This window comes from Salinivibrio sp. PR919, from assembly GCF_001995355.1.
GTDB classification, from domain to species: Bacteria; Pseudomonadota; Gammaproteobacteria; order Enterobacterales; family Vibrionaceae; genus Salinivibrio; species Salinivibrio proteolyticus.
Genome location: NZ_MUFL01000090.1, coordinates 1 through 11808, shown reverse-complemented (window position 1 = coordinate 11808; position 11808 = coordinate 1). Strand labels below are relative to the sequence as shown.

Here is an 11808-nt window from a genome sequence, read left to right as displayed (position 1 = left end):
ATCATAAAGAAAATGAGTGGGATAACAGCTTTGCTGCTGTGATAAAAAATCAACTAGATAGTAAAGCGAATCTTTACCAATTTGAGCTTGATACCAAACGTATCGACGAGGGTCTGTACGCTCAGCAAGCCCAGAWAGCACTCGAATTTTATCATGAAGTGAAGCCGCTCATTGTCATTTTAAGTGATGACAATGCATTTGATTATATGATGCCATTGCTTCAAGACCAAGACATATCAATTGTTTTTATGGGAGTGAATAAAAATCCACGAAAAGCACTCTCGGATCATACGGGCTTAGCAAGAGTGACTGGTGTATTAGAACGCCCGCTTCTGGTTAGAAATATAATTGAAATGTCTCATGTGATTGGTAAAGAGTCTTTCTTAGTTAAAGTGATGTTGGATGGAGGGGCGACCGCTAAGATTATTGAAAAAGACTTAAGAGAGTCTTGCAAGCATTTTCATGGGAAGATTATATTAGACATTGTTCATCACGATACATTTTCAGGTTGGAAGGAAGAAGTTTTATCTTCAAGCAGCTATGATGCGATCTTTTTAGGACTCTACCAAAGGGTTAAAGATAACAATCAGCCCGTTTCCGAAAAAGAAGTGATGCAATGGACGAATCTAAATGCTCCTAAACCTCTGTTTGGATTTTGGGACTTTACCGTCGGAAAGGGGCGAGCTGCGGGTGGTTTGGTGGTCTCTGGTCCAGAGCAAGGGATGCGAGCAGTTAGCTATGTTAATCGTATCATTGCTGGCGAGTCAGCGCTCTACTTACCGTTAGTGTATGGCGGACAGGGTAAACACGTTTGTAGCCTGTCTGAGTTTGCTCGTTGGGGAATGGAGGTACCTGAGCATTGCCTGTTGGGTGAGTAGCATAGACTAATCTTGTCCGCGAAAAATCAATAAGGTGGTGAGAATTGGTACGCGATTAACTAGGATGATAAAAGTGTTTATCCGTTAATGGCTCACCACCTAACATGAAAATACTCATCATTGAAGATGACCACGACCTCAGCTTAGCGATGTCAGAATATTTAGAGCTGCATAATATCGACTGTGATTTTGCCTATAACGGCGAAACGGGGATCCAGCTTGCCAGCCAGCAGACGTTTGATTGTGTGATACTCGACAATATGCTGCCCAACGTTCAGGGTATGGCGGTTTGTCGTGAGCTGCGTGAGCAGGGTATCGATACCCCGGTGTTAATGCTGACCGCGTGCGGCGCGGACGCCGACCAGCTTGAGGGCTTTCGCGCCGGCGTGGATGATTATGTGGTCAAACCTTGCACCATGCCCTTGTTACTCGCACGTTTACAGGCCTTGCATCGGCGTCATCAACCGGTGCGAGAGTGTATTACCATTGCTGATCTGACGATTTATCCCAAAGAGCATATCGCGTCACGCGGTGATACGCCGCTTAAGCTGACCCCTACCGGTTGGAACATTCTGTTGCTACTCGCGCGCCGCTCACCCACTGTGGTGTCCAAAAGCGATATTGAGGAGGCGATTTGGGCCAGCGATGATGTGCGCCAAGGAACCATTAACGTGCACCTTCACCATTTGCGTAAAGTGGTTGATAAGCCCTTTGCAAAAACGCTGATCCACACCCATGTCGGCATTGGTTTGTCTCTTTCTGAGGCCGCGCCAGTATGAGCCAAAGTCCTGTTCGAAGCCTTGCGGCACAATCGCGTCGCCAGCTTTTGTTGATGGCGTTGGCGATCTTTATTGGGCTGTTGGCGCTTGTCACTGTGTTTAGTTTTTACCAAATCAGTCAGGCAGGCAAAAACTACATGCGGCTCGATGCTATCAAGCTAGAGCAGAAGCTGGCCGCCGATCCTAACTATCCATTGCCCCAAAGTGACACTGTCAGTGCGTATCGAGATTGGCAGGCTATCCCGACATCGGTGCGTGATTTGTTTTCCTCAGAGCCGATACAGCCCGATGATCCAATTGAAATTCAGCGCATCAATGACAGTGGCGCGCGTGAGTATGGTTATTTGTTGTACTCCGATCAGCACCTATCGCAAGGGCTATACCTGGTCGAGTTTGAAGCAGCAGAAAAAATCGAGGCATTAGCTGCCATGATTGTCGAGCGCTCGTTGGCCGATGCCAGCGTGTTAATTGCCGCTTTTATGCTGGTGCTTGTCACCGTGATTGGGCTGTTGTTTAACAATGCATTGAAGCCACTCAAAGAGTTGGTGGCATGGTCGGCGCAGGTAAAAACACATCCTGACCAAGCCATCGATGTGCGCTTTTCGGTAAGAGAAGTTAACCAAATCGCCGATCACTTGATGGCCTCGCTGCAACAGGTGCGTGAACATAACCAACGGGAGCAGCAGTTCTTAAAGCATGCCAGCCATGAACTGCGTACGCCCTTGGCGATTATGCAGGCATCCTTGGATACTCTGTCACTGCGCATCGATGACAAGGATGCCAGTTATCCAGCCTTGCAGCGTGCCTCGCGTGCCAACGCCAATATGATGGCACTGTCTGAATCACTGCTTTGGTTGGCACGGCAACATCCAGATAAGGTTCGCCAATCAAAGGTCGACCTTGGCTCGCTTTGCGCAACCTTGGTGGATGAGCTGGCGTATCTTGCAGCGCATAAGCCAGTGACTGTCCATATCGATAATCACAGTGATCCTATTTCTATTGAGAGGGAATTGTTTCGTATTGCGAGTACCAACCTGATTCGCAATGCGCTCACCTACAGTGCGCCCGGCGCGATTGAGATTAAGATCACCAACGGGCAGTTTTCGATTGCTAACCCTATTGATTCAGACGTGGATGAGAATCAGATCGGATTTGGCCTAGGTCTCCAGCTTGTTGAGCGCATTGCCGGACAGCTCAACTGGCATTTTGAATTTCAGTGCGACGCTCAGATGGCGAGGGCGGTTATCAATTGGGAAGCCGCGCACAAAATGACGGGAGAGTCTTAAGGTTTTCTTAATGCCGGTTGTTTCAAGATAAGGGCGAACTTTCAGTTACTATTTCGCCATTATGGAGAATCGCCGGTGAATCCATTTGTCACACTTATCTGTTTCGTTTTGACCTTGGTGCCCTTGGCCGGGCATGCGCAAACCGACAGTATGTCCGCGGATAATTATCTGACCGTCGGCCTGGTCGGCTATACGGAGCCGTCGATATATCTCGGTGGTGAAGATGACCAAGACATTGAGCTGGTGGTTGAGGCGCAATGGGAGGGGATTTTTTATCGCAACGATACCCTAGGTGTGTATCTCGCCGAGGGCGACAGCTGGTATGTGTCGGCGGGCGTGGGCGACGATGTGTTTGGCGATCACGCCCGCGGTGACAGCAAAACCCTCAAAGATATGAAAAGTCTCGATAAGGTGTATACCGCTAATCTAACCACTGGCTGGATAACGTCGGTGGGCTATTTTGAGCTCGGCTACCATCATGATATATCGGATAATCATAACAGTGGCGCGGTGGTGGGCCGCTATGGCGCGCCGATGGAACAAGGCCCGTGGGTGCTTGAGCCTCAAGTGTCACTGACTTGTGTGGGTCGCGCGGTGAGTCGTTATTATGTCGGTGTGTCAGCCCAAGACGCCAAAGCTGGCCGACCCACTTATCAACCTGATCAAACCTGCATGCTTCAATCCGACCTCAATCTCTATTACAGGCTTGGCCGCGCGCATCATCTTTTGTTGGGGGTGAGCTATCGCCACTATGGCGATGAAGTGTCAGACAGCCCGATTGTTGATAGAGACGATTTGAGGGCGTTCAATACCGGCTATTTATACACCTTTTAGCGGTAATGGGGTGGAAGGAGAAAGGGGATGAAGTGGCTAAAGCGAGGTTTGATAGCGCTGGTGCTAATAGGCACGTTTGTGGTCATAGTCATGGATGACCCAAACGCGGGGCTGACGCGTCAATCCATTCACTTTAACGCCGGCGATAATCAGCTCGCAGGTGAATTAATTTTACCTGAAGGTAATGAAACACTGCATCAGTGTGTGGTGTTTGTGCATGGCTCTGGTGACGTGCCGACCGATGCGTTTGGTTATTACCTCCCACTCTGGCGAGTGTTAGCGGCGAATGGGTGGTGTGCGTTGTCTTGGGATAAGCCGGGCGTGGGGGATTCAAGCGGGGATTGGCGGTCGCAATCGATGCAAGATCGGGCCGATGAAGTCGCGGCGGCGATTCGCTATTTGCGCCAAACCTTGGGGCTAAAGGATGGCAAACTGGGTTTGATGGGCTTTAGCCAAGCCGGTTGGGTGATGCCGAAGGTGGCGCACCAAGTCGAAAACATCGATTTTCTGATCAGTGTCGGTGGAGCAGTCAACTGGATGGCGCAATCCGAGTATTCTGGACGTCAACGGCGATTAGCCGCCGGATACAGTGAATCCGCTATTGCGGAAGAGCAAGCTGCCGAGGCGACAGTGGATGCCTTGATCCAGTCCGGCGCGTCGTATCAACAGTACCTAAACCACGTAAAACAGGATGACAACGCCCCAATRAGCGAGGCTTTTTGGCAATTTGTACAACGTAATTGGGCCTCGGATGTGACTGCTGATTTAATCGATCTCGACGTGCCCACGTTAGCGTTGTTTGGTGCGCGGGATGCTTATGTCGACTCAGATAAAACCGCTTCTACGTATCACCAGCTGCTTGCTAACGCGCCGCTGCCGTTTTATCACGTGCGTGTGTTTGAACAGGCCGACCACAGCCTACTGCGCACCGACAACATCGCCAATGCACACAGTGAGCGTCACCGCTGGTTAACGCTGGCACGGATTTGGTGGCAAGGGGAGGCAGCGTTTGCAGATGGCGTGATGCCATGCTTAACGTCTTGGCTAGCGCAGTTTGAGAGCGGGCGGCCAACACAGACTAATATCTGCGCGCCTGAGCAGCTAAGCGATGTAAAGCCAGTACTAAACGCGGATACAACACAGGGGTAACGTTTCAATTTGCGGTGAATTGGGGTTTAATGCAGGCATTGACGCTAACGCTAAGAGAACCAGAATGCAAATATGGGTAGACGCGGACGCTTGTCCGGTCGCGATGCGCGAGATGATAGTGCGCGCGGCACACCGAACGCACATTCAAGCCACCTTTATTGCCAACCAGTTTATTCGTTTACCGCCGTCGCCTTACGCCAGTTCACGTCAGGTAGAAAAGGGCTTTGATGTGGCGGACAACCAAATTGTTGCCGAGGCAGAGGCGGGCGATTTGGTGATCACCCAAGACATTCCGCTTGCGGATGAAGTGATTGAAAAGGGTGTAACGGTGATTAACACCCGCGGCGAATTGCTGACCAAAGAAAACATCCGCGCCCGGCTTAATATCCGTGATTTTATGGAAACCATGCGCAGTAGCGGCGTGCACACCGGCGGGCCTGCTCCGCTTGGTCCGCAGCAAAAACAAGCCTTTGCCAATCAGCTTGATAAATGGCTGGTTAAAGCCCAGCGTTATCATGCTGCGCGAGCAAAATCGTCTGATTAAGCCTGCGCGCTTATCCTCTCATCACTCAATTTTTTCTGCTGACTAAATAGCAACCGGTGCCCACTCGCGATTGGCGAAGTGGGCAATCAGCGCATCCAGCAGCGCACGCACCGCTGGTGGCTGGTTGCGACGTGACGGATACAAGGCGTAGATATCCATTGCCTTAGGTTGCCAATCGGGGAGCACGACCTCCAACTGACCTCGCGCAATGGCACTATGAGCCAGGTACACCGGCTGCATGCTCACGCCCATGCCCTGAATGGCAGCACTGAGTAAAGTAGTCGCCTCGTTAGCTGAGAGCTTACCTTGCACTTCAACCGCGGCGTGCTCCTCGTCTTTGTCTAAATGCCAAATCGGTCGATCAAATTGCTTATAACTGAGACAGCTATGCGCGGTGAGATCTTCCGGGGAGCGGATCGGTGCATGGGCCGCCAAATAATCCGGTGCCGCGACTAAGACGGAATCACACGCGGCGATCGGACGACCAATAAGGGAAGGGTCGGGGTTGGATGCAATGCGGATGGCTATATCAATCCGTTCCGCAATCAAATCGACCGCCTTGTCTTGCACTTCAATATCTACATCGACCCCGGGGTGAGCGGCCATAAAGGGCTTTACCGCGGGGATCAGTTGCGCGAAACCAAACGACATACTGGTGGCCACCCGCACTTTTCCGGTCAAGCCCGCGTCTTGTTGCCATTGCTGTGTCAGGGCATTGGCTTGTTCAACCCATTGTTCCAGTTGCGGCAAGCTTTGCTCGCCAGCGGAAGTTAATGAAACCTTGCGCGTGGTGCGTTGTAATAAGCGCACGCCTAACCAGTCTTCCAGCGCTTCGACATGACGAGTCACCATCGGGCGCGACATCTCGAGCCGCTCGGCAGTGGCGGTAAAACTTTGCGTTAGGGCGACATCCACCATGACTCTTGCCGCAGTAAGTTTATCCATGAGTGTGCTCCGAGGTTGGCTATAAACAATATCGATCGTGTGATGCATGGCGACGACGCATCAATATGATCGAAATATGAAACAATGATGCAAATTATTAGCTATATATCCGAACAAGTCGAGCCCGTAAACTGCACTGCATCTCAACACCGAATGCAAACAACGGAGCACGACGATGAAATTGATAAAAACCCTAGCCGCCTCTTTATTACTGACCGGCAGCGCAATGGCAGCAAATAATGCTGAACCCTTGAACTTGGACGTATATAACGCGGATGGTAATAGCTTCCACGTAAACTCAACCTTGGTGTATGGCGAAACCGAAGCCATGGTGGTTGATACGGGCTTTACTAAAGCAGACGCGCTACGTATTGCCGCCAAAGTGCTGGACTCTGGGAAAGAGCTGACCACTATCTTTATTAGCCAAGCAGACCCAGATTACTATTTTGGCGCGGAAGTGCTGCACGGCATGTTCCCTGACGCAAAAGTGATCACCACACCGGCAGTGCGCGCCACCATTGCAGAAAAACTGGATGGAAAAATGGCATTTTGGGCCCCAAAAATGGGTGACAATGCCCCGCAAAACCCTGTAGTGCCTGCTGCCTATACCCGTTCATCATTGACACTGGATGGCCGTAAAATTGAAATTCGCGGCGCGAAAGGCGAGCTGGCGCATCGTCCGTATCTTTGGATCCCAGCCAACAAGGCGATCCTGGGTAACGTCGCTGTGTATGGCAATGTTCACCTTTGGATGGCRGACGCACAATCTGACCAAGCACGTGAAGGTTGGGCTGCACAACTAGAAGAAATGGCAGCACTGAAGCCTAACGTGGTGATCCCAGGACACATGACCGCGGGCACGGCACTGAACGCTGACACCATTACTTTTGCCCAGCAGTATTTGCAAGACTTTGCCGAGGCGAAAGCAAACAGCAAAGACAGTGCTGAGCTGATTAAAACCATGCAAGCGAAATATCCGAAAGCGGGTTTGCCGATGGCTTTGGAAATTGGTGCCAAAGTACATATGGGAGAGATGGAATGGTAAACGTCCACTATATTTTTGACCCAATGTGTGGCTGGTGCTTTGGCGCCGCCACCTTGATTGAAAGCTTGAGCAACACCCCTGAGATTAACTTGCAGCTTCATCCAGGTGGTATGCGAGAGCGTGCGCCGATTGAAGACAGCTTTCGTCAACACATCTTGGCGGCAGATCAGACCATTGCCGATCAAACCGGACAGGCATTTGGTCAAGCCTATCTTGACCGCGTGGCAAGCGACCAGCCGGTAATTTTGGACTCCTTTATGACCGCGCAAGCCATCCTCGCTGCTCAGCAGCTTGATGGTCAGGGTGCAGAGATGCTGAAACGCATCCAGCGTGGCCATTATCAGCAAGGTCGCTCCGTCTATGAAGCTGACACGCTCGCAGAGCTTGCCAGTGAGATGGGGATAGAGGCAGGGGCTTGGCAACAGGCGATGAATCGCGCCAAAAATGATGTGATGCCCGCGGTGAATCAAACCCGTCAATTGATGGCAGCGCATGGCTTACGCGGTTTTCCATCCATGCTGATGGAGCAAAACGGCCAATGGCAAGCCATAACAGTGAGCCAATACTATCGCCGCCCAGATGCATGGCAGGCGCTCTGGCAAACACTGACTCAGGCATAAAGCAAACAAAACCGGCGAGCATGAGGCTCGCCGTTTGTGACTTAAGGAAGATGGTTAGAGGCTAGCGCCATTCCCACTGACTGCCCTTGATATCAGCCTCAACCCGCCATGTATTTGCATTCCATTTCAACGCATTATCTAGCGCATTTTTCATTTGCCCACCTTCAAATCGCCATGTTTGGCTCGGGGTGTCAGCGCACGATTCCATGCTGATTTGTACACCTTGCTGATCCAAGCATAAATCTGGTGCCACTTTACTCATAAGTTTTCCTTCAGGGGTTAATTGCCACTGCTGGTTACTACCACCATGACATTGCCAGCCAAATACGTTTGCGCCGGGATGGTTGCTGCTCGACTCAACGTCGAGGCAATGGTTGTCTTGGGTCACCAGCTGTTGCCACGATATAGCGGGCGTTTGTGCGCCTGCCGATGCATCGAAGAGCGTTGAAACAATAGCGGTCATAGGCTGTGAGTAACGTGATGCGTGAGGTGCCTGACGCTGCCAGCTCGTGGGGACGGGCTGGTCAATACGCCATGAACCTTGTCCATCATAGTAAGATTTAGCAATGGCATTGGGAGTCGGTGTCCACAAGAAATCAGGATGACGGTTCTGGTACCACTCGCCGCCAATGATATCGCCTTGTTTATCCAACTCTAAGTCGTAGTAGTAAGTGACTCGAGAGACGCCATCGAATGTTGGGATATCCTTGTCACGGTGAGTAGGGTTGGTTTCAACCATATAGTCGACCACCATTTGCACACCGACGATCGACTGCGTACTTCTCGAACGGTATTTCGTGAACTTATCTTTACTATATTGGGCCAGTGGTATCTTGACCTTGTTGGGATCATCCGAAGAGCGGTGAGTTTGTGGGTTAAAGTAGGTAAGTTTGTACCCGAGAATCGGCTGGTTCCAAACTTGATAGTCATAGGTCGCGTCCATGATCATACTGCGCCCTGTGATGCCGATTTGATTTAACACCGCTAAGTGCCAACTGCCTGGGTTGTTGTCGACACAATCGGGCTCAATAATTCGGCCATTTTCATCTTTTTGTGGATTTTTGATATTACAGCGACCACCGATAAATTTGGTGTCAAAAGGCGCTTCCGCCCACAGTAAGGTTCCTAATGCCTTAATATCTGAAGGATAGAACTTTAATATCTCGCCATTCGCGTCCGGTACAGAAACAGATTGTTTGGGGCGAGGCAGCATGTACGCGGCTGCAGCCCAGCCATGACAAAGTCCCATCCACTTTTCTACATGGCCTTGTGACTCGAAGTAACCTTTTCCTGAATCCCACGACTTCTTGGTTAATGTGTAGTTCGAGTCACCCACTAATAAATCATACTTTTCTGCGGGGGACAGCAAATCACGTTGGTGAGCAGGATAAGTATTAACAGGCTTTATAGTATGAGAGAAGTCATAATAACTTTGCCAATTAGAGGCGGAAAGCTCTCGGTCTGCATAGCGCCATGCCGCGGCACCTGAATATAATGGCCAATAGGTATCTGACCATGGCTGTGTTGTCAGTTTTTTGCTAATCGGTGCTTGCTGGCTTAATACTGATAAATTACGGATTAAATTATTTCCTGCGTCAACTAAGCGAGCGGGGTTATCATTATATAAGCGTATGTTTGATAAGGGCTCGACAATACGATCATTAAGGTCTAATGGTGGCGGTGTGCCAGCTGCGCGCGCCATAATGTCATCACGTATCCTTGCTCGAAAGCGCTCTACAACATTAGCTTCAGGGGTTTGGTAGTCGTCACCATCTTTTGGGGGAAGTGCGTTCATGACCTTTTGGGGGTCTTGATGGAACTCCGTCATAAAGGTATTTATTTGTGTATCATCCGCGGAAGCGGACAATGGTATAGCGATAGCTAACAATGTGATCATTCTTTTCATTATAATTACTCTACGTTGTTTGTTTTTATGTTTTGTTTGCCGAGTGGAATAATTTTTTAACGGCGAGCGGACACTAGTTTTAGTGATTAATTAAATCAATGTATTATTATTTTTAGATATGAAAATTGTGATAGTAAACATGAAAAGATGAGTGGCGAACTTTTTGTTTTTTTATGGATAGTTTTGTCTAAATATTAAATTGTCATTTAATTTAGATTAGTTTTTATTATTAATACTCTCGAATGATAACGATTGCAAAAGCTATTTATTATAAAATTGGTTGCATATTTAAGGTGAAAGAAAAAACGCCCAGTAATATGAGCGTTTTGGATAGCGGTGTTAACTACTCTATGATTCTATCTTGGTGCAGTCTGCGGCACTGGCTTTTTAGGCTCAAAGCCTTCGATAATGTGACGTTCAAGTGGATGCCCGAGACGTGCTTCAATCATGCGTAAGTTTTTGGTGTTATCTTTCGAGACCAATGAAATCGCTTCGCCTTGAGCACTGGCGCGACCGGTACGGCCAATTCGGTGGACGTACTCGTCGGCCGGGAAGGGCAGATCGTAATTGACCACGCGCTCAAGCGACTCAATATCAATGCCACGCGCGGCGACGCCGGTGGCAATTAAAAATTGGATGTCACCGTTTTTAAAGTCTTCCAGCAATTGGGTCCGCACGGCTTGACTGCGTCCACTGTGAAACGCTTCGGCGGCAATGCCCCGTTTTTCCAACTGGGTGGCGAGTTTGGCGGCGCCGTGTTTGGTTTCGATAAAAATCAACGCTTGCGTCCAGCCATTCTCTTTAATTAAATGGCTAAGTAGTGCGGATTTCTTATCTTTATCGACTGGAATACACCATTGAGTAATGTTGTCTTTCGAGGCATCTCGTGCGGCAATGCTGATTTCTTTGCCTTCATCGCCAATGGTCGCTTTGGCTAGATCGCGCACTTTATTAGACAGCGTGGCCGAAAATAGTAAGCACTGCGTGCTTGCCGGCAATCGGTCTAGGATATGTTGAATCACATCAATAAAGCCCATATCGAGCATGCGATCCGCTTCGTCGAGAACCAGCACTTCCACTTCATCTAAATAGACGGCACGTTGGCTGAGTAAATCCCGTAGACGTCCCGGGGTGGCGACCAAAATATCGACGCCGTCGATCAAGGCTTGCTTTTGTGCCTGCTCGTCCATGCCGCCAACCATCGCCAAGGTCTTTAGCTCAGTAAACTGGCTGTCTTGACGTGCGCTCTCAGCCACTTGCAGGGCGAGTTCACGAGTGGGAGCGATGACGAGAGCGCGCGCGCGCTTTTTACGTCCTGCTTCACCGGCAGATAATTTATCGATGATAGGCCAGATAAAACTCGAGGTTTTTCCGGTGCCCGTTTGTGCCGCGGCAATCAGATCATGCCCTTGTTGGATGATTGGAATCGCTTTGGCTTGAATAGATGTTGGCGTGGTAAAGCCGCGTTGGGCTATGGCTTGGCAAAGTGGGTCGCTTAAACCCAGTTTTTTAAATGGCATAACAGACTCAACAAACAAGAAGCGTGTGTCCGCGTTGCTGCACAGACACACTGAATGGCGTGGAGTCTAGCACGAACCTTACAGTAGCACGACGCAAAATCTGTCGGCGGGTAGTTTCTTGGTGGATTTGGTGACAAAAGCTCGCTTTATCAATATATTAAAAATTTCGTAGCCCGAGAGGGCTAGACGTTCACGACAAAGAGTACGCTGGCCCTACGCGGTATGATGCGTTTTCGAAAAGGATATCGAGCACTGACATGATGAAGTTTTATGCTGCCGACCAATACCAACCTGCTTGCGAA

Annotated in this window: 11 protein-coding genes; 8 read left to right on the top strand and 3 right to left on the bottom strand. The window is 49.8% G+C overall.

Annotated elements, in window-relative coordinates; genetic code table 11:
- The 6 genes from BZG83_RS16780 to BZG83_RS14175 form a co-directional block, all read left to right on the top strand.
- A partial coding sequence (locus BZG83_RS16780; protein ID WP_077481485.1) for an ABC transporter substrate-binding protein occupies positions 1–878 on the top strand: 878 nt, incomplete at its 5' end.
- Between the two features lie 104 nt (positions 879–982).
- Complete coding sequence (locus BZG83_RS14195) at positions 983–1657, top strand: response regulator transcription factor (protein ID WP_077481483.1); 675 nt, start codon at positions 983–985, stop codon at positions 1655–1657.
- Complete coding sequence (locus tag BZG83_RS14190; RefSeq protein ID WP_077481481.1) at positions 1654–2943, top strand: sensor histidine kinase; 1290 nt, start codon at positions 1654–1656, stop codon at positions 2941–2943. The genes BZG83_RS14195 and BZG83_RS14190 overlap by 4 nt, the downstream gene beginning before the upstream one ends.
- Positions 2944–3018: 75 nt before the next feature.
- Complete coding sequence (locus tag BZG83_RS14185) at positions 3019–3777, top strand: MipA/OmpV family protein (protein WP_077481479.1); 759 nt, start codon at positions 3019–3021, stop codon at positions 3775–3777.
- 27 nt (positions 3778–3804) lie between these two features.
- Positions 3805–4926, top strand: coding sequence for an alpha/beta hydrolase family protein (locus BZG83_RS14180; RefSeq protein WP_077481477.1), 1122 nt, complete (start codon positions 3805–3807; stop codon positions 4924–4926).
- A gap of 64 nt (positions 4927–4990) precedes the next feature.
- A complete protein-coding gene (locus tag BZG83_RS14175; protein ID WP_069587832.1) occupies positions 4991–5470 on the top strand; it encodes a YaiI/YqxD family protein in 480 nt (159 codons plus the stop codon).
- A gap of 42 nt (positions 5471–5512) precedes the next feature.
- On the opposite strand, the gene BZG83_RS14170 is transcribed toward BZG83_RS14175, so the two are convergent.
- Entirely contained in the window at positions 5513–6415 is a 903-nt protein-coding gene (locus BZG83_RS14170) for a LysR family transcriptional regulator (protein WP_077481475.1), read from the bottom strand.
- Positions 6416–6590: 175 nt separating this feature from the next.
- On the opposite strand from BZG83_RS14170, the gene BZG83_RS14165 reads away from it, so the two are divergent.
- Together BZG83_RS14165 and BZG83_RS14160 are read left to right on the top strand one after the other, a co-directional pair.
- On the top strand, positions 6591–7460 hold the full coding sequence (locus BZG83_RS14165) for an MBL fold metallo-hydrolase (protein WP_077481473.1): 870 nt from the start codon (positions 6591–6593) through the stop codon (positions 7458–7460).
- Positions 7454–8080 carry a DsbA family protein gene (locus tag BZG83_RS14160; RefSeq protein WP_077481471.1) on the top strand — a complete coding sequence of 209 codons (627 nt, stop codon included), beginning with the start codon at positions 7454–7456 and terminating at the stop codon, positions 8078–8080. The genes BZG83_RS14165 and BZG83_RS14160 overlap by 7 nt, the downstream gene beginning before the upstream one ends.
- A 61-nt stretch (positions 8081–8141) precedes the next feature.
- On the opposite strand, the gene BZG83_RS14155 is transcribed toward BZG83_RS14160, so the two are convergent.
- Together BZG83_RS14155 and BZG83_RS14150 are read right to left on the bottom strand one after the other, a co-directional pair.
- Positions 8142–9986, bottom strand: a complete 1845-nt coding sequence (locus tag BZG83_RS14155) for a ricin-type beta-trefoil lectin domain protein (RefSeq protein WP_077481469.1) — start codon at positions 9984–9986, stop codon at positions 8142–8144.
- Between the two features lie 356 nt (positions 9987–10342).
- Entirely contained in the window at positions 10343–11506 is a 1164-nt protein-coding gene (locus BZG83_RS14150; protein WP_077481467.1) for a DEAD/DEAH box helicase, read from the bottom strand.
- Between the last annotated feature and the right edge of the window lie 302 nt (positions 11507–11808).

Coding starts and splice junctions, on each gene's coding strand:
- BZG83_RS14175 (WP_069587832.1), top strand. CDS start 4,991: ATGCAAATATGGGTAGACGCGGACGCTTGTCCGGTCGCGATGCGCGAG.
- BZG83_RS14195 (WP_077481483.1), top strand. CDS start 983: ATGAAAATACTCATCATTGAAGATGACCACGACCTCAGCTTAGCGATG.
- BZG83_RS14155 (WP_077481469.1), bottom strand. CDS start 9,986: ATGAAAAGAATGATCACATTGTTAGCTATCGCTATACCATTGTCCGCT.
- BZG83_RS14160 (WP_077481471.1), top strand. CDS start 7,454: ATGGTAAACGTCCACTATATTTTTGACCCAATGTGTGGCTGGTGCTTT.
- BZG83_RS14150 (WP_077481467.1), bottom strand. CDS start 11,506: ATGCCATTTAAAAAACTGGGTTTAAGCGACCCACTTTGCCAAGCCATA.
- BZG83_RS14190 (WP_077481481.1), top strand. CDS start 1,654: ATGAGCCAAAGTCCTGTTCGAAGCCTTGCGGCACAATCGCGTCGCCAG.
- BZG83_RS14170 (WP_077481475.1), bottom strand. CDS start 6,415: ATGGATAAACTTACTGCGGCAAGAGTCATGGTGGATGTCGCCCTAACG.